Below are 16,912 nucleotides of genomic sequence, written 5' to 3' on the forward strand. Positions count from 1 at the left end.
GACTAGATTCGCTCGAAACAATCGTAGTTGCGAATCCTGAAGATCAGCCCGTCACGGAATTCGAAGAACTGCGCAAAACGGGCGCGCATAGTGTCGCCGGGAGCAAGCTTGCCGACGCCGACCGCCAGTGTTGCAGTCCAGATCGTCTCCATCACCACGCAATTGCCTGACGCAAGGGCGTTGACGATTTCGAACGATTGCGAGGCAAGGATGTAACGGGATCTGTCGTAAGACGCTCGCAAGTTGATGAAATCGCGCACTGCGCCCTGCGGCAGGAGAAGGTTTGGAAATTCCTCCTGCACGATATCATCGGCATAAAAGGCCTCGACGGTCTGGCGGGGCTTCGCCGCGGCGACTGCCGCGACGAAGGCTTTTGCACGATCGATCAAATCCTGTCCGGTCACGATGGTGCCTTTCCAATCTGTTCAGAAAAGGCCCGGCAACAGCATCGCGACGCGCTCCCGATACTTTCGGTACTCGTCGCCGAAGAGCGCCACCAGATCGCGCTCCTCGAGCCAGATGCCGACGAAGATATAGGTCGTTGTCACTGATGCGAATATCAGGTGTCCGAGCGTCATCACCGGTGTCGACCAGAAGGCGATGATGAACCCCAGATAGATCGGGTGGCGGATGAGGCGATACAGGCCCGGCGACTTGAACTTGACGGGCGCGGTGAGCCGGCCGGCGAAATGGCTGATAACCTGTGTCAAGCCGAACAGTTCGAAATGGCTGATGAGGAATGTGCTGTAGAGCACAATCAGCCAGCCCAGGAACTCGCCCGCAATCACGAGCCCGGCCAAGGCGGGAGACTCGATGTTCCAGATGACCGTCGGAATCGGTTGCCATTGCCAGAACAGCAGCAAGAGCGTCAGGCTTGCCAGCAGCACGTAGCTGGAGCGCTCGATGACCGGCGAAGCGAAGCGCGCGAACAGCCGCTTGAACCCCTGCCGCGCCATGCCGCTATGCTGAACCGCGAAGGTCGATAGCAACAGCAGATTGATGGCGAGCGCGTTGGTTAGCGAGGTCGGCGCGCCGGTGTCGATGGTCTTGGGCACGATATATTGCGTGACGAAGCCGATGGCATAGAGGAACGTGCCCAGAAAGATCAAATAGGCACTGGTCCCGTAGACGAGGGCCGCGGACTTCATCGCCAGCGCGAAGGGGCGAGTGGGTGCTGTACCTGGCCCGTTTTGAATCGTGATAGACATCATCTTCTCCTGGTCTTTGGCGAGGATCGAATTGAACTGATGTGGTCGTCTCACGCCTGCCAGAAGCGGCTCCATCGAGACCGTGCAGCGCGTTCGATGAGGTCATCGAACGGGCCGCGATAGAGACCCACATCCTTCAACGCCCGGTCGTCCAGCGGGCGCAGGGCGACGAGCGCCGCCCGGCGCTCGTGATGGGCAATGGCGGCGGCGATCCAACCGTTCAGCAGGCGCCGGAACCTCGCGAGAAGCAGCGGAATGCCTCGGCGCCCGAAGGGCGCCGCGAGGCTTGATGTGGATAGGGAAATCAGGGTCACGTGTTTGTGCCTTTTCAAATGTGCGCCGGGTAGCGCGTTGTCTCCTTTCTAGAGGACGGCGGTGAGCGGCTCGTCAGGGCAGGCGTGAAAAAACCGTCAAAAACGCGGTCGAGGCTGCTAGAATTGCGCCATTTGATGCCGAGAGGGTGGGAATGCCGCGGTTGACCTTGCTTGGTTCGTTTTCCATGGACCGGGGCGGGCCGGTCACCTTGCGCAACAAGAAGGCGCAGGCCCTCGTGGCATTTCTGGCCATGAACCCTGGGGTCGTCCATGTTCGTGAGCGGCTTGCGGCGTTGCTCTGGCCCGACAGTCACGAGGACGCTGCGCGACAAAGCTTGCGCCAATGCATCAGCATGCTGCGACATGATTGCGCCGAGCTGCCGCTGTCCGCCGATCACGACCTGCTTGGCTTCGATATCGGCGCCGTCACGACCGACGTCGTCGAATTCAAGGATGCAGTATCCGATCCGTCCATCGCCAATTTGAAACGTGCAGCGGAGTTGTATCGCGGCCCCTTTCTCGAGGGACTGAACGCGCGGTCCGATCTTTTCGACGAGTGGTTATTGGGCGAGCGGACCCGATTGCGCGCCGTCGCCACCTCTGCCTTCCATACGCTGCTGCGGGAATTACAGCTTATCGGCGCACGGGAGGAGGCGATCGCGTTGGCGCTCCGTTTGTTGGCGATCGATCCGTTGCAGGAAGAGGTGGATTGCGCCTTGATGCGGCTCTACTCCGAGCAGGGGCAGACCGCGTTGGCGTTGCGGCAATACAAGCGCTGCGAGGCGATCCTGCGCAAAGAGCTCAACGTCGAGCCGGATCAGGAGACGAGGGCGCTCTACCAGCAACTCCTGCGACATCGGTCGCAGCATCGGGTGCCGCCCGGGGATGTGGCCGCCGCTGAGCCGGCGGCTTCGCCGAGGCAGCTCAAGCAGAACGTTCGAACCTGCACCGCGCGCGACGGGGTGCGCATCGCCTATGCGTCGGTCGGCGCCGGGCCGCCGCTGGTGAAAGCCGCCAATTGGCTCAATCATCTGGAATTCGACTTTGCGAGCCCGGTCTGGCAGCACTGGATCGAGGCGTTGAGCCGCGACAACACGTTCCTGCGCTACGACGAACGCGGTACGGGCTTGTCGGACTGGGATGTCTTCGACATCTCCTTCGACGCCTTCGTGCGTGATCTCGAGACGGTCGTCGATGCGGCGGGGCTCGAACGTTTTCCCCTGCTTGGCATTTCTCAGGGCTGCGCGATCTCGATAGCCTACGCCGTGAAGCACCCGGAGCGTGTCAGTCATCTCGTTCTTTATGGCGGATACGCAAAGGGTTGGCGCCATCAGGACCCGTCAAACGTGGCCCGCCGGGAGGCATTGACAACTCTGGTCCTCGAGGGGTGGGGGCAAGAAAGTCCGGTGTTTCGCCAGATATTCACGTCCCTCTTCATTCCTGAAGCAAATGCCGAGCAGGCGCAGTGGTTCAACGATCTGCAGCGGATTACGACGTCGCCGCAGAACGCCTTCAAGCTTACGAATATCTTCGGCGAAATCGATGTGCGGCATCTGCTGCAGGATGTACGAACGCCGACCCTGGTGTTGCACGCTCGTGCCGACGCGAGCGTAAAGTTCACGGAGGGGCAGGAACTCGCTGCTCGGATTAAAGGCGCAACATTCGTTCCGCTCGAGAGCCCCAATCATATCTTGCTGGGGACCGAGCCGGCCTGGTCGGTATTTCTGGACAGTGTAAGAAGATTTCTCGCGCCCGATCGCTGTCGGTGATCGTGCTTATCGAGTTTTGCCCGACGGGCAAAACACCGAACTCAGGGCAGAACGCTGTCAATCGCCTTCAACGAAAATAATTCGCTTTATAAGAATTCGGAAACGGCGTATGTGTTGCCTCACTTCGGCCCAAGGAAGAGGGGCGTATCGCGATCGTCACGAACGCGGGCCGGGCGGCGGTGGACGTGGGCCACACTGGTGCGAAGGTGATCGCAGGGCGGGCAGCCGTGAGCGAAGCACGTCGCACGCACGACCGGTGTGATCCACGTACGGCCAGATCGTGTCGTCCTGGCGCCCGGGGTCTGTGCGCCAAGTCTTGTGGTGGTGCGTGTTGCCCAACCGGGCGCGCGCATCAGCCATCCGCAAGGCGACGGGGGCAATAGTGCATCGCTCCCCGGGGAGAGCACGACATACGCCGTTCCAACCACTGCGCAGGGAAAATAAATAGGCGCATGGAGTTCTGTAGAGCGACGTGCAGTTCGCATCCCATTGATCCCGCGCGCAATATCCCCATAACGTGTCATACGCCTTCATGGGCCTCTACAGACACGATCGCGACACTTCGCGAGAACGGGGACACGAATTACATGGCACGCAAAGTCAGCTTCAGTGCGCTGGAAAGCCGCAGCGCGCGGCTGCGATTAAAGATTCGCCGCAGGCCTTACAGTGGCCCGTCGCTCGCGCGCGGAATCGCGCTGATGTACAGGCGCAACAAGACCAACGGCACATGGGTGCTTAAGGTCAGCGACGGCCATGGCGCTTACTGGACCAAGAGCTTTGCGTTGGCCGACGATTTCGAGGATGCCGACGCCAGGAACGTGTTGACGTTCCACGAGGCGCAGGATGCGGCGAAGAAGCTGGCGCGCAGCGATGACGGTAGCGCCAGCAACGCACCGATCACTGTTGACGGTGCGCTCAAGGACTACAAGCGCGATCTTGAGGCCCGCGCAGCCAATCCTTACAACGCAGAGCATCCGCGCCTGCATCTCACGCCGGCGCTGTTGTCGAAGCCGGTGGCGCTGCTCGCGGCGATCGAACTGAAGAAGTGGCGCGACGGCCTGCTTGGCACGATGGCGCCGGCCACGATCAATCGGCTCTGCCGCTGCGTTTGCGCTGCGCTGGAACTGGCGGCGCAGCATGACCAGCGCGTCAAGAACCGTGAGGCATGGGAAATTGGTCTTGCCAATCTGCCTAACGCGCAGGAGGCGAGAAACGTGATCCTGCCGGACAACAAGGTGCACGAATTCGTCGCCGCCGCTTACGGACTCGATCATCAATTCGGACTGCTGACCGACACACTGGCGAACACTGGCGCGCGCCCCAGTCAGGCGGTCCGGCTTCGCGTCGAGGATCTGCAGGATCATCCGGTGCGGCCGAAATTGATGATGCCGAAGTCTGCCAAGGGCGGCGGCAGAAATCGCAGTGCGAAAAAGGCCGAGCGCTACAGCGTGCCGATTACGGTCCAGTTGGCTGTACGGCTCAAGCTGGCGGCTAGAGGTCGTGCAGCCGATGCTCAGCTGCTGTTGCAAAGCAACGGCAGTCCCTGGAACAACAATCCGCGCGAGAACTATCATCGCCAAGTGGACAAGGCCGTTACCGCCATTGGGCTCGATCCCGCCGAGGTGACGATGTACTGCCTGCGCCACTCGAGCATCGTCCGCATGCTGCTGCGAAATGTGCCGATCAGGCTGGTGGCGTCGCTGCACAACACCAGCGTAGCGATGATCGAAAAGCATTACTCGAGGTACATCACCGAGCATTCCATCGACGACATCGCGCGCGTCGGGTTGTTGTCGGAACCTGCGCCAGCCGCTGACAACATGGTTGCATGATGCACTCGGAGTTGAGGTCGACATAAACTTCGAAACGTTCGTAACCAATGCCACGGGTCCTTGAAGTCCGCCGACAAGCGGATTTGCAGGGGCGCGGCAAACGAGGGCTATATCGGTCCAAGCCGAGCTCGGAGCTGAGCTAGACCCGGCGATGCAAATGAGCCACTTAGCTTCGCCGAGGCCCTATTTTCGCAGTTTTCTGGTATTTACAGGCGAGATTTTCTGTTTAGGTTTCTGGGTCACCAAATTGCCTGAGGTGACGCGATGTTCCTGACTAAGCCCCAAAACGAAGTGAAAGACGATGCGCCGACCGACGAGGAGATCGCGGCCGGGCTCTACAGCTACGCTGATCTGGAAGCGCGCGGCATCGTTCGTGATCGATCGGATTTGCGCCGCAAGCAACTGCGGTACGGTTTTCCGTGGCCGATCAAAACCGGGGAACGCCAAGCGCCGTTCCTGAAAACCCGCGTGCATGCTTGGGTTAAGCGCCGCGCGGCGCTGTCCGATAAGTCTTCCGCAAAATAGAGAGGCCGGCACCTTTGGCGAGGCGCCGGCCGGGAACACATGAATAGGGGCATCGAGAGCCCTACTATAGTTCCGATCTTCGCATTCGCCAAGCGGTGCCAGCCCTAATCGAGGTGCTGAGCATGCCGAAATCCCACACCCAGTTCGCTGCCGACCGGCCGCGACCTCCAATGCCGCGCTTGGCGCTCAGCATCGCCGAGTTTTGCGCCGCCCACGGCATCAGTGCGGGATTCTTCTACAAGCTGAAAAAGAAGGGTGAAGGCCCGCGCGAGATGAAAGTCGGCGCGCGCACGCTGATCACGCTGGAATCCGCGGCCGAATGGCGTCGTGAGCGCGAAAGTGCCACGCAGGGTGACCTGCCATGGCGGTAACCGTGGACGAGTGCCTGCACGGGCTTCCGCATTCGGCCTGCCGACGCTGCAATGGAAACGATCCTCTCGCCCCGGGCGTTCCTTCGCAGCTCGTCATCCAAGTGAATACAGCCAACGACGAATCGATCGGTGTCGCCGAGCTCAAGGCCTCCAATGCGAATGTTGCGGCGGAGAAGGCGCGTGACGCATCGGAAGGATTGGGGAAGAGGGCAACCGAGACTATCACTGCTGCGAAGAACGCGCCGACAGTTTTGCCTTTCGGGCAAGGGGAAGCCGGTAAAGGCGGCGAAGGCGGTGCTTTTCGGATTACCAACGCTGAGTTCATTGCGGCGGTTATCGCGGAACTACCCCACGGTGCCTTTGCAGCCGTATGCTCGAAGCCTGGCAACCCGAATCTGGGCGGATGGGTGGCGCGCAGGGTCGATGGGGTGCCCTCGATCGTTGTGCCAGAGCACAACAACTACCTCGGCTGCTCAAGTTTCTATGCTGGTGAAGACGGGTCGTTCAAGGCCCGCAAAGCGCAGTTTGCCGCCTGCCATTTCCTGCTGCTCGATGACCTGGGCACCAAGGTGCCGCTGGATCGGCTGGGTGATTTTGAATTGTCCTGGCTGATCGAGACCAGCCCTGAAAATTATCAGGGCGGTATTATCCTCAACTCCGCGATCACCGATGGCGCGGTTGCCGTGCGTTTGCTCAATTCGGTGATCGACGCGGGTCTGTGCGACGCAGGGGCTAGGGGGCCGTTGAGCCGCTGGGCACGGTTGCCGGTGGCCATCAACGGCAAACCGAAATACGCGGACGAGGCCGGCGTTCCGTTCCGGTGCCGCCTGATCGAATGGCGGCCTGGCAAGCGCTACTCGCCACAGGAGATTGTGGATCGGCTAGAATTGGAACTCGTCCCCACCGGACGGCCGAAGAAGAAGCCTGCAAAGGCTTCTGCGCCATTCACCAGGGTTCCGCTCCGCTCTGGCCACGACGCGGACGACGTCTTGACTCCGAAGGCGGAGGAGAACCCGGTCATTACGGCGCTCAAGGCGCGGGGGCTTTACAAGACCCCCTTGGGGTCCGGCAAGCACGACATGACGTGTCCGTGGGTCCATGAGCACACCGATGAATTGGACACGGCGGCGGGCTATTTTGAGCCAGACGAGTCCTTTCCCATTGGCGGTTTTTGCTGCCAGCATTCGCACCGTGACAATTTCCATATTCTGGCGCTGCTCGACTTCATCGGTGTGCCCGTCGCCGAAGCCCGGCATAAGCCGGTCATTCGTGTCGTGGCCGGTGACCTGCACCGCGTCGTGGACGCCGCCGAACAGGAACTGGCGAACCGCGAGCGGCACTACCAGGCAGGAAGCTTGATTGTCTCGGTCGCGACTAATCCTACCAGCGGTGATCCGTCGATTGTGCCGACCAGCGCACCGGCGCTGACGCGCGAGTTGTCAGTCGCGGCGACATGGGAGAAATATGACGGCAGAGCGAAGGACTGGGTGCGCTGCGATCCGCCGGCACGACACATGGGCATCCTGTTCGATGCACAGAACTATCGCTACTTGCCGCCCCTGGCGGGCGTGGCGCGGCAACCGTATTTCCGTGAATCGGACGGCGAACTCGTCAAGCAGCCTGGTTATGACAAAACCGCACAGCGGTTCGGCGTGTTCGATGCGCGGCATTTCGTAATCCCTGACGCGACACCTGATGCGGCTCGCGCGGCACTGACCCTGCTGGAAGAGTTGCTCACCGAATTCCACTTCCTGGCCGCCCACGATAAGGCTGCTGCTCTGGCAGCCATCTTCACCGCCGTGGTGCGCCCGACGTTGCCACATGCGCCTGCATTTCACGTCCGAGCGCCGATATTTGGAAGCGGTAAGACCTACCTTTGCGAACTGATCGGTGCCTTCTCCGGGCCGGGCGGCAACGCCAAGGTGAGCTATCCCAAGACCTCGGAGGAAGCGACCAAGGTCATTCTGTCCTTGTTGTTAACGAGCCCGGCCTGCGTCGAGTTCGACGACATGGACACCGACTGGATTCCGCACGGCATCATCAAGAGGATGCTCACGGCGGAGACGATTACGGATCGAATCCTCGGGGTGAGCAAGACGGCGACGGTCAGCACGCGCGCCCTGTTTCTCGGATCCGGAAATAACGTCGGTCCGGTCCGCGATCTGCTGCGACGCGTACTGACGATCCATCTCGACCCTCGCTGCCCGACACCAGCGACGATGACCTACAAAGGCGCTCCAGTCGATAAGGTGCGCCAGCGGCGCGGCGCTTACGTAGCCGCCGTGCTGACGATCATTCAGGCGTGGCGCAGGGCAGGTTCGCCTCGTGCTCCGGCTGATAGCATTGTCACTTACAGCGGCGCGTGGTCGGACTATTGTAGGTATCCGTTGATGTGGCTCGGATACCCCGATCCGGCGACGGCGCTGTTCGAACAGATCCGTCACGATCCGGATGGTGATGCCCTCAGCGGCCTGATGCAAGAATGGCATGCCGTATTCGGTGAAAGTGCCACGACCGTGCGCAAGGCGGTTGAGGCGGCGAAGAGTTACCCCAATCTGCTCGATGCAATGCGCGAATTCCCGGTGGAGGAGCGCGGCGAGATCAACCGTTCGAAGCTGGGCTGGCTGTTGAAGAAGAATGCCGACCGGATCGTTGGGGGATTTAAGTTTCAACGGACCGAAGCGGACGGGCGCGCCGCCTGGCGTGTGGTGCCCGCTAGATCACCGCCTTTACCGCCTTTTCCGCCTTCCGCTCCATCGGCTGAAGAAACTGTCGCGGGGTGGAGTACGCGGCTATGAGCGCGGTCGAGGCTCTCAAGGCGGCCCGGGCCGCCGGTATAGAACTCGCACTCGATGGCGACGATCTCGCGTTGAGGGGAACCTCGGCACCGCCGACCGCCGTTCTCGATGCACTTTCCCGGCATAAGGCCGAGGTCGTGGCACTGCTCCGGCCCGGTGACGGATGGTCGGCTGAGGACTGGCAAGTTTACTTTAATGAACGGGCGGGCATTGCCGAGTTCGATGGCGGACTGCCGCGGGCGCCCGCCGAGGCTCGCGCCTTTGAATGCTGCGTTGTCGAATGGCTGAACCGCCATCCGGTCTGCTCTCCGCGTGGCCGCTGTCTCGAATGCGGTGCCAGCGAGGACACCTACGACGAGCTGCTGCCGTATGGCACCGAACCGACCGGTCACGCCTGGCTGCATTCGCGCTGCTGGGCAGCATGGCATGCGGATCGGAAGGCGACGGTAGCCGCCGCCTTATCGCTGACCCTAGGGGCTGGCTAATGGGCAAGCGATCCAACTTCGAGCGCCGCGAGGCTGATTTCTACCCGACGCCACTCGATGCGGTGGTGCCGCTGATCCCGTACCTTAGTAGCGTCAAGAGCTTTGCCGAGCCCTGTGCGGGCAATGGCGACCTTGTCCGGCATCTGGAATCTTTCGGGCTGGCTTGCGTCTACAGCGGCGACATCCGCAGCGGTCAGGATGCGCTTGCGCTCGACCATTACGGCGCAGCCGACGTGATCATCACGAACCCGCCTTGGTCTCGCAACCTGATGCACAGGCTGATCGCGCACTTCCAGAGCATCCGGCCGACTTGGCTGCTTCTGGATGCGGATTGGGCGCACACCAAACAGGCAGCACCCTTTTTGCCCTATGCCACGGACATAGTGGCAATCGGCCGGGTCAAATGGATTGAGGGCTCCAAGCACACCGGCAAGGAGAATTGCGCTTGGTATCGATTCTCAGTCGATCATGCCGGGGGACCGATCTTTCACCCGAAGGGGTCAACGCCGGAATTACGATTCCGGCTGTGTGAACACTGCCGGAATGCTTACGAGCCACAGCGATCCAGTTCGCGGTTCTGTTCCGAGAGGTGTAGGCAGCGCGCCCATCGCAACAGGCTTCGCGTGACATCTAGCGTGACAGCCGCTCGACCGGGTTCCTCCGCAGTGTGCCGCTACGTCCGGCATGCCGACGTTGCGAGGTTTGAGGCGGATGGCTGGGAGCGCCTGCCTCCGCTCGATCACACCCGGTCGGCGCTGATGCGACGGCGCGATCGGGATTGAAACCGCACCCGGCCGGCTGCCGGGCAACACCTAGGAGACAAAACCATGGACACTACCGATCTCGCTCGGCGACTGTATAACATGTGCGTCACCGCGAGCCCCCCTTGGTTTGCGGCGGATGATTGGTTGAAGTTCAAGCTTGAGCATCACATGGAGCCCTCGCAATGCGAAGCGGTGTTGGTGCTGACTATCCGGCGCCTGTGCAGCGCGGCGACCGATTTGCAATTGGAACATGACCAACTGGCCCGATCGCGTCGGCCAATGACGGCACGGGACATCCGTGATGCACTGCTGAAAGAGCGCGCTCGAACGGGGGCGACGCTGGACAATGTCATCTCCGACATCGTTGAATCGCAGTTTGGGGATGTCCCGTTCGATATTGTTCAGCGTGGCATCTGCCTCGCGAAGCGCGGCCTCGAGCGTCAGATGGAGTTTGAGGACGATCCGCCGTTCTGAACCTTTGGTTCATTGATCGGGGGGCATATTGCCCCCGGTAACAACCCGAGCGGAGCATCGATTTTCGCATTCATTTCCTACCGACCGGCGGCCACCGTCGGGCAATCAACTGTGGGCGAAAACAAGCTTCAATGACCGGTACCGGAGTCCCAGCCTGATCAAATCCGGACCTATACCCCGGTATCTCCCCACCCCCCGCTGAACGATTCCGATCCGTTCACGGGAGGTGGGCCTCAATCTGCGAGGCGACTGCGCACGTTGATGACCGCGCGCGCCGTCCACTTGCCGCCACGAGCGGTGCGAACGCCGCGACGATTAAGTTCATGTGCGCTGGCGTTGGCGCTTAGCCCGGCGAGTTCGCCTTGCAACATCGGACGAATCAGTTTGGCGAACTGGTCCGCTTGTTCACGGACCGCAGCACCGGACTTGGCGGCGGCGGCGGCGGCGGCGGCGGGATCGTTGAAGGTCAGCGTTTCCGGGCGCGGATTGCCGAGTTTGACGCCTTGCGCCTTCTTGGCGGCCAGCGCGTCTTTTGTGCGTTGGCTGAGGGCCTCGCGCTCCTGTTCGGCGACCATTGCCATGATACCGACCATCATGCGGTTGGCTTCCGGCATGTCGAGCGCGACGAAATCGATCCCGGCATCGCGTAGGCTCAGCAGGAACACCGGATCACGCGACAGACGATCAAGCCGCGAAATGATCAGTTTAGCCTTGTAGCGACGGCAAGCATCCAGTGCCCGCTGCAATGCCGGCCGGTTCTTGTCGCTCTTGCCGGATTCGATCTCGACGACTTCATCGACCAGCTTCCAGCGGCCGCCGTTGAGCCATGTGGTGACCGCCGTGCGCTGCGCTTCGAGGCCTAGGCCAGATCGAGCCTGCTTACCGGTCGAAACTCTGAGGTAACTGACATACTTGCCGTCGTGTCTGACCATGTCCTGCCTGCATTTGCAAAACACCATATCGAACGTATTGGTGTTTTGCAAATAGCCGACACACGAGGAGGCGCACCTGCCGCGCCATGGGCGGCCGGAGATTCACAGAGGGGCAGCGTGGTTAGGGGCTACCCACTGGCCTGCTGAAATAACGCATGAGTGGTCGCCAAATAGCCTTCTGGAAGCAACGGAGCAAACGATGTCCAATGGTCAGGGGTAGCACAAGCCGACTATTCCGCCCGTGCTCAGGGCGGAATGCCCTGTGCTAATCACCTCGATTGCAACAAGGTGCAGGCTGATCGAAGGGCCTATTTTTTCAGAGCTTCATGTTCGATCAGCAGCGGCTCGGCTTCGCTGCCGGAATCGATGATCTGGCGGATGATGACCCGGATCGGCCCGCCATCCTCGTCAGTGTGCGGCTGGATCGGTCGACCCCAGCCGCGATCCAGCAGGATGCCTGCCGCCGCCACGCGCGCCGCCGGTGGCACGGTCTCTTGGCTGACGATCCCAGCCAACACCTTGACACATAGCGCGGTGTGGCCCCGTGCGAGCGACCGCAGATCAGTTGGGATTTTCTTTCGCGGCAATGGTGTGCGGGGTGAACCTCCCCCTCCTGTTGGCGGCGTCCGGCGCTGCGCGTCACGCGCATACCCTAGCACAAAAAGCGCCCGCCCGACGTAAGATACGCTATTACCGCGCTGGGTTGCTAAGTGCACGGGCGGCGAGGGTGGGCGTGGAAGGTCCCGCGCTCGAGACAGCGCTGGAGACTTACGGAGCGCCCGGCGGATCGCTCTTCATCCGAACGACTGTATGCCGAGCAAGAATAGTGTGCTTTGCGCTTGCTCAGTCAGCTGCCGCGTTGCGAGATGCAATTTTCTTGTTGTCGTTTGCTCGATGTGTTGGGCTCCATCCGCAGGGAAGCGAGGAGGTAGCCTTGACCTTCACGATCCACTCGTCAAAAGACGGAAACGTCCAACAGACGTTGAGAATTAATTCTCGTTCAGCAGTCGAGCGCGCGCTCGCGCTTCACGACGCGGGTTGGGACGTGTACATAACTGACGCGGCTGGTCGTCAATATCAGCCCGAGACCTTTGAAACTCTTGCTGCGCATGGTCCGGCCCTCACGATTGCAGATCAGATGATCCCGCGCGCCAATTTGGAAATGCGCATCTCGCGCCGCGAAGTTCCGTAAATCGACGATTGCACAACTGGACATCAACGGTTGGGCGTGGTGGCTTGCGGCCGACGCGCGTCGTCGTCGACAATCGCACGAACCCCGACAAAGGTCTCTCCCGCCAACCGCCTGTAGCTCCGGCCGGGTCAGTAATCGCCGACTGCCTTGGCTCGCTCCGGTAAGGCGGCTAGATATTGAGGCGATAAGCGCGTTGAGAACGTGGTGTACAACGGCGGTCCGTATAGTGCCGCATCTACGCAGATGGTGGCGGCGCGGCGTTCGACATCAACGTCAAATTCAAGAAAGTGTTCTTTGTCGGCGGCATGCCAGGGTTTTTCTAGCCGCCAGCGCCATTGCGCCAATAGCCCTTACCAAAATCTTCTTCATTGCTTTCCTCAAATCCGCTTCCGTTGTCCCCGAAGGGGCTAGGCAGGAATGCCTGCGACTCCAACTGTATTGGTAGATGAGACAAGGCGGAGCGGCCGTAGCGTGGAAACCACACTCGCTAACCAAAACTCGGGCAAAGTCTTAATTTCGCTTAAGAGTTCCATGCGACCGTTTCGTGACACGCGCTGGTATCGACTGCCGGAAACTTAAAGTAACGAGCTGCACGCTGGAAAAGCGGACTTCGCGCAAGAGGGCCGTTCGTGAAAGCATCGTTGTCTTCATCGCGTTAGCGCTGCTTCCATAATTTCATGCACTTGCGCCCATGCCAGGATGGCGTGCCTGGTGCGAACTTTTACAGTTACGATAGATTTGCGTGCAGGGGAGTGAGCGGCCCCGCGCGAAGCCAGCCCCCGCCGGGGCCGCTTTCATTCCTTCTGATCGGGCGGGGTCGTTTCCGTCGTGCCCTTGAGCAGCTCAACTCCTACACAATCACCGGCCCATAGCTTTGTGCCTCGGACCGTTCCAACGAGTTTGCAGCCGGTCTGCTCTTTCGGCTTTGCCTGAACCGCCGGCCTGTTGCCTACCTTTGGGGACGCGCTCTGAGCGAGCGCTGTTGTCGAAAAGCAGATGGCGACGAGAATGAGCAACGACCTGAACGTCATTGTTTGCCTCTCCGACTACCGGAATTCCCGCAGAGCATTCGCGCCCTGCGGGATTGCCGGGCTCCTCAGTATTGATTGCTTGCTCAATCGGCCCGCCCGGTCCATCGCAAAGCTTGCACCGAGCAAATCGGAGCGCGAGTCCAAAGTATGCTCCTCCGAATGAAACAAAAGAGGTGTTGCGACGAAGACACTGTAACATTCGCGACGGGTAGCAAAGGTGCCAGTGAACAACCGGTGAAGCAAAGCCTGAAGCCGAAGACCCCCGACCGGGATGGGTCAAGTAGGCAGGGCATGTACTCAATGCGCAGATTGGAGTCCGCTTCCGGAGGATATTGTTGCAAAACTCTTTTTGGTGCGTCGAACAAAAATTCTTAGAACCACTAATTCGTTTTGCGGGCGCCGACGTGAGGGACCATATCAACTGATCCAAAATCGATCCCCGATCTCCATAATGGCACTGACAACCGCTGCAGCAGCGGAGAGGCCTTGAGATTAGCTTTCGCGATTTTTACGGTTGTTCGATTTTCGACTTTTGCAACAATGTCGATCGATAATTCGGATCAATCAGAAAGACCGTGTTGTTTCAATTGGTTATCGTATTTCTCAAGCGACGTTTCTCGACGGCGAGGCCGCCAGCGATATACGTTCCAGACAAACAGCGCGCACGGGCTTTACACAGGAAAGATCGCAGGGCTTCTGGCTGTGGTTGCAACCTCCCGATCTTCAGGCACTGATCCCTCTCAGGGACGCGATCTAACGCGTTTGGGACGCGCTCTGGTACGTCTGCGGGCCGTGCGCGTCTTCACATGTGCGACGGGACAGACGCCCACCAGGGCGTCCCCTGCGAGTCCGCGCATGCGATCGACCGGATTGCCCTCTTGGGCGCTGGCGGGGTTGTTCGGGCCGTCCTGTGACCTTGGTGTCTGACGAATCCGCTTTCTTCGGTTCACTTTTATACTTTCGCTGCGGAACGGAAACTCAGGCTGCAGCGTTAGTGCGCCAAACTTTGGGGCTGGCGTACCTTGTCCAAGAACCACTACCACGCGCGCGAAGCGGCAGCGGCGCTGCTCAAAATGGCAAAGGCCACCTCCGATCCGGCTGTTGCTGTCGGGCTTATTGAAGCCGCCTCCAAACTTAAAGACGAAGCTGGCGAGCTATCCCCGCCAGTGACCGTCCAACCGCCAGACGTGTACCCCGACGACGTGCAGCCAAAGGAAGATTGAGACAGTGATGACGACGGCGCGAACCTCCCGTGGTCCCATGGTGGGTGGCGGGACGCCCGTTATCGTCGCCTTGCCGCTCTTCGGCTGAACTGCTTCGCCATTAGGCCTCCATGAGGTGCATCATGACACGCGGTCAGTTCTTGCGGATCAATGCTTTGATCTGGGCAATCGCCGCTCTTGGTGTGGCGTCAATCGTATCTCTGATCTGGCGATGACGCTGGGCGCGCGATCTTGACCAATTAGCTCGCTGGTCGGTCTCGGTTGTGGTCGTTCAAAATGCCGATCCGCTCGGCCATCGAAACCAACTCGGGCAAGCTTTGAGCCTGCATCTTCTCCATCACCATGTGGCGATGGGCCTTGATGGTGCGCTCGGTCGCTCCCAGCGTGTGGCCGATCTGCTTGTTGAGTTTGCCGCGAATGACCAGTTCGAAAACCTGCCGCTCGCGCGGCGTCAGCGTCGCGAGGCGAGCGCGAATGCTGTCCAAGGCGCTCTGCTGATCGCGCCATGTTTGCTGATGTGCGAGCGCCTTCTCAATGGCGCGAAGCAGTTCATCGCCTTGTACCGGCTTGGTGAGGAAGTCGTGCGCACCCGCCTTCAGCGTCCGTACGATGGTCGGGGTGTCAGCATAGCCGGTGAGAAAAATGATCGGCAGCGATGACCCGAGTTCGCTCAGCCGCTTTTGCAGAGCCGGACCGTCCAAGCCGGACATCTGCACGTCGAGAATGATGCAGCCTGGCTCGTTATCGCTCGGTAGCCGGTCGAGCAACTGCTGGGCGGAAGCGTAGGTCGCCACGCTGTACCCGACCTGCTTCAAGCGACGCTCTATCGCCGTCCGGAATGACTGGTCGTCGTCAACGAGATGGATGAGCCCCGGCACAGATCGAGTTCTCCCCGGACGAATGGGTCTAGGTTTCGGGCATTAGACGACGAAAGACCGTCACCGATGCCCCGGTGACGGCTCCTTCTCGCTCACGCACGCAACACCGTGTCCCAGAAAGGACGGGACCGATGATGCTCGGACATGGTGAAGGGAGCGTTAACGACGGGCGCGATGCCACTTCCTCTCGTCGCGAGGGCTAGAGGTGGTGTTACTACCTGATCAACGTGGTGAGGATCGGATAGAATGCCGCCAGCAACCATGACGGCCCGCGTGATGAAGCAGAGCAAGCACCGAGAGTACCGCCGCAACGTGAAGGCCAGAGCCATCGCGCTGAAGGGTGGCCGGTGCGAGCAATGCGGCTTTGCCGACGAACAGGCGCTGCGCTTCCACCACACCAGACCTGTGCGGCGTGGTCGCAACGGGTTGCGCAGGCAGGCTCAGTCATCGACCAAGTCGCATCTCGCTGATGTTCGCGGTGTGGGCAAGGACGCCCGCCTGCTGTGCGCGAACTGCTCCTGCATCGACACGGCACGGGACTGGTCGTTGAGCGTCAGCATCAAGCGAAGCACGAAGCGCGCGTGACAGTCGATGCGGTGACGGTGAGGGACCCTCTTGCGGGACGCCATCGGGGCTGGGGTCCTCTCAGGGCGTGAATTCGTGGGGGAACCGCAGAACGGAGCCCTACGATCGTATTCAACCCGGACGAAATCCAGATTGCGTTGCGGAGACGGCACGCCGCGAAACTGTCTGATAGCGGACGCTTATTCGAGCGGTGCTTCGCCCGCCGACTTCATGAGCAGCGCAATGTCGGCCTTCGAGATGGCGAAGCGGGCCGGATCGACCGGCGCTGCGAGCGGGGGCTCGATCAGCCGCCGCATTAGCCATTCGCGGAATTCCTGGCGCTCAAGGCGCAGCGCCGCCTTCAGGCCCGCCTGGAAGAACCGCTCGCGCTGCGCTGGGTTGAGCCGCGCCCATCTCTGCATCGTGGCCTCGAACAGATCACGCGCCATCTCGCGACCTTTTAATAACGAGAATTCGGCGAGTGAAACTCAAAAATCGAAAATTGCAAAGGCTGAAGGGGCGCGGTTCGCGCACCCCGGCGGAAGGGTCCTG

Annotated in this window: 18 protein-coding genes; 11 read left to right on the forward strand and 7 right to left on the reverse strand. The window is 60.6% G+C overall.

The features are described from left to right. Positions 1–2 precede the first annotated feature (2 nt). The 3 genes from AB7Z56_RS16505 to AB7Z56_RS16515 are packed head-to-tail and all read right to left on the reverse strand — an operon-like array spanning position 3 to position 1,522. Positions 3–404, reverse strand: a complete 402-nt coding sequence (locus AB7Z56_RS16505) for a nuclear transport factor 2 family protein (protein ID WP_038944930.1) — start codon at positions 402–404, stop codon at positions 3–5. A gap of 21 nt (positions 405–425) precedes the next feature. After that, the gene (gene mddA, locus AB7Z56_RS16510) at positions 426–1,208 is read right to left on the reverse strand and encodes a methanethiol S-methyltransferase (protein WP_207794761.1); all 783 of its coding nucleotides are present in this window, start codon (positions 1,206–1,208) and stop codon (positions 426–428) included. Between the two features lie 50 nt (positions 1,209–1,258). Continuing rightward, positions 1,259–1,522 carry a hypothetical protein gene (locus AB7Z56_RS16515; protein WP_166340950.1) on the reverse strand — a complete coding sequence of 88 codons (264 nt, stop codon included), beginning with the start codon at positions 1,520–1,522 and terminating at the stop codon, positions 1,259–1,261. Between the two features lie 152 nt (positions 1,523–1,674). Between AB7Z56_RS16515 and AB7Z56_RS16520 the strand changes: the two genes are divergently transcribed. From AB7Z56_RS16520 to AB7Z56_RS16555, 8 genes are all read left to right on the forward strand, one after another. Then, entirely contained in the window at positions 1,675–3,291 is a 1,617-nt protein-coding gene (locus AB7Z56_RS16520; RefSeq protein WP_354096242.1) for an alpha/beta fold hydrolase, read from the forward strand. 452 nt (positions 3,292–3,743) lie between these two features. Next, complete coding sequence (locus AB7Z56_RS16525; protein ID WP_441256364.1) at positions 3,744–5,123, forward strand: site-specific integrase; 1,380 nt, start codon at positions 3,744–3,746, stop codon at positions 5,121–5,123. Between the two features lie 264 nt (positions 5,124–5,387). Beyond that, positions 5,388–5,648 carry a hypothetical protein gene (locus AB7Z56_RS16530; protein WP_063981899.1) on the forward strand — a complete coding sequence of 87 codons (261 nt, stop codon included), beginning with the start codon at positions 5,388–5,390 and terminating at the stop codon, positions 5,646–5,648. 179 nt (positions 5,649–5,827) lie between these two features. Then, positions 5,828–6,019 carry a hypothetical protein gene (locus AB7Z56_RS16535; RefSeq protein ID WP_354132604.1) on the forward strand — a complete coding sequence of 64 codons (192 nt, stop codon included), beginning with the start codon at positions 5,828–5,830 and terminating at the stop codon, positions 6,017–6,019. Next, positions 6,010–8,817 (forward strand): DNA-primase RepB domain-containing protein, encoded by a 2,808-nt coding sequence (locus AB7Z56_RS16540; protein WP_187387979.1) that lies wholly within the window; start codon positions 6,010–6,012, stop codon positions 8,815–8,817. Before AB7Z56_RS16535 ends, AB7Z56_RS16540 begins: the two co-directional genes overlap by 10 nt. Next, complete coding sequence (locus AB7Z56_RS16545; protein ID WP_063981902.1) at positions 8,814–9,302, forward strand: hypothetical protein; 489 nt, start codon at positions 8,814–8,816, stop codon at positions 9,300–9,302. Before AB7Z56_RS16540 ends, AB7Z56_RS16545 begins: the two co-directional genes overlap by 4 nt. Next, entirely contained in the window at positions 9,302–10,084 is a 783-nt protein-coding gene (locus AB7Z56_RS16550; RefSeq protein WP_245328585.1) for a hypothetical protein, read from the forward strand. Before AB7Z56_RS16545 ends, AB7Z56_RS16550 begins: the two co-directional genes overlap by 1 nt. Positions 10,085–10,129: 45 nt before the next feature. Further along, positions 10,130–10,540, forward strand: coding sequence for a hypothetical protein (locus tag AB7Z56_RS16555; protein ID WP_187387980.1), 411 nt, complete (start codon positions 10,130–10,132; stop codon positions 10,538–10,540). A 233-nt stretch (positions 10,541–10,773) separates the two neighbouring features. Here the strand turns inward: AB7Z56_RS16555 and AB7Z56_RS16560 are convergent, their stop codons facing one another. Both AB7Z56_RS16560 and AB7Z56_RS16565 read right to left on the reverse strand, forming a co-directional pair. Beyond that, a complete protein-coding gene (locus AB7Z56_RS16560) occupies positions 10,774–11,523 on the reverse strand; it encodes a recombinase family protein (protein ID WP_245328587.1) in 750 nt (249 codons plus the stop codon). 257 nt (positions 11,524–11,780) lie between these two features. Continuing rightward, on the reverse strand, positions 11,781–11,987 hold the full coding sequence (locus tag AB7Z56_RS16565; RefSeq protein WP_187387981.1) for a hypothetical protein: 207 nt from the start codon (positions 11,985–11,987) through the stop codon (positions 11,781–11,783). Positions 11,988–12,406: 419 nt separating this feature from the next. Here AB7Z56_RS16565 and AB7Z56_RS16570 point away from each other — a divergent pair, with 419 nt between their 5' ends. Together AB7Z56_RS16570 and AB7Z56_RS16575 are read left to right on the forward strand one after the other, a co-directional pair. After that, a complete protein-coding gene (locus AB7Z56_RS16570; RefSeq protein ID WP_135217021.1) occupies positions 12,407–12,664 on the forward strand; it encodes a hypothetical protein in 258 nt (85 codons plus the stop codon). A 2,053-nt stretch (positions 12,665–14,717) separates the two neighbouring features. Further along, entirely contained in the window at positions 14,718–14,918 is a 201-nt protein-coding gene (locus tag AB7Z56_RS16575) for a hypothetical protein (RefSeq protein ID WP_283017265.1), read from the forward strand. Positions 14,919–15,157: 239 nt separating this feature from the next. Here the strand turns inward: AB7Z56_RS16575 and AB7Z56_RS16580 are convergent, their stop codons facing one another. After that, positions 15,158–15,796, reverse strand: coding sequence for a response regulator transcription factor (locus AB7Z56_RS16580; RefSeq protein ID WP_063981908.1), 639 nt, complete (start codon positions 15,794–15,796; stop codon positions 15,158–15,160). A gap of 246 nt (positions 15,797–16,042) precedes the next feature. Here AB7Z56_RS16580 and AB7Z56_RS16585 point away from each other — a divergent pair, with 246 nt between their 5' ends. Continuing rightward, the gene (locus AB7Z56_RS16585; RefSeq protein ID WP_135217019.1) at positions 16,043–16,381 is read left to right on the forward strand and encodes a hypothetical protein; all 339 of its coding nucleotides are present in this window, start codon (positions 16,043–16,045) and stop codon (positions 16,379–16,381) included. Positions 16,382–16,560: 179 nt separating this feature from the next. Here AB7Z56_RS16585 and AB7Z56_RS16590 read toward each other — a convergent pair whose 3' ends face one another. Continuing rightward, positions 16,561–16,809: a hypothetical protein gene (locus AB7Z56_RS16590; RefSeq protein WP_063981910.1), complete on the reverse strand. Its 249-nt coding sequence runs from the start codon at positions 16,807–16,809 to the stop codon at positions 16,561–16,563. Positions 16,810–16,912: the final 103 nt, after the last annotated feature.

It is taken from the genome of Bradyrhizobium sp. 482_C4_N1_8 (assembly GCF_052075965.1).
GTDB classification, from domain to species: Bacteria; Pseudomonadota; Alphaproteobacteria; order Rhizobiales; family Xanthobacteraceae; genus Bradyrhizobium; species Bradyrhizobium barranii.

Coding starts and splice junctions, on each gene's coding strand:
- mddA (WP_207794761.1), bottom strand. CDS start 1,208: ATGTCTATCACGATTCAAAACGGGCCAGGTACAGCACCCACTCGCCCC.
- AB7Z56_RS16520 (WP_354096242.1), top strand. CDS start 1,675: ATGCCGCGGTTGACCTTGCTTGGTTCGTTTTCCATGGACCGGGGCGGG.
- AB7Z56_RS16525 (WP_441256364.1), top strand. CDS start 3,744: ATGGAGTTCTGTAGAGCGACGTGCAGTTCGCATCCCATTGATCCCGCG.
- AB7Z56_RS16530 (WP_063981899.1), top strand. CDS start 5,388: ATGTTCCTGACTAAGCCCCAAAACGAAGTGAAAGACGATGCGCCGACC.
- AB7Z56_RS16540 (WP_187387979.1), top strand. CDS start 6,010: ATGGCGGTAACCGTGGACGAGTGCCTGCACGGGCTTCCGCATTCGGCC.
- AB7Z56_RS16545 (WP_063981902.1), top strand. CDS start 8,814: ATGAGCGCGGTCGAGGCTCTCAAGGCGGCCCGGGCCGCCGGTATAGAA.
- AB7Z56_RS16550 (WP_245328585.1), top strand. CDS start 9,302: ATGGGCAAGCGATCCAACTTCGAGCGCCGCGAGGCTGATTTCTACCCG.
- AB7Z56_RS16555 (WP_187387980.1), top strand. CDS start 10,130: ATGGACACTACCGATCTCGCTCGGCGACTGTATAACATGTGCGTCACC.
- AB7Z56_RS16585 (WP_135217019.1), top strand. CDS start 16,043: ATGCCGCCAGCAACCATGACGGCCCGCGTGATGAAGCAGAGCAAGCAC.
- AB7Z56_RS16590 (WP_063981910.1), bottom strand. CDS start 16,809: ATGGCGCGTGATCTGTTCGAGGCCACGATGCAGAGATGGGCGCGGCTC.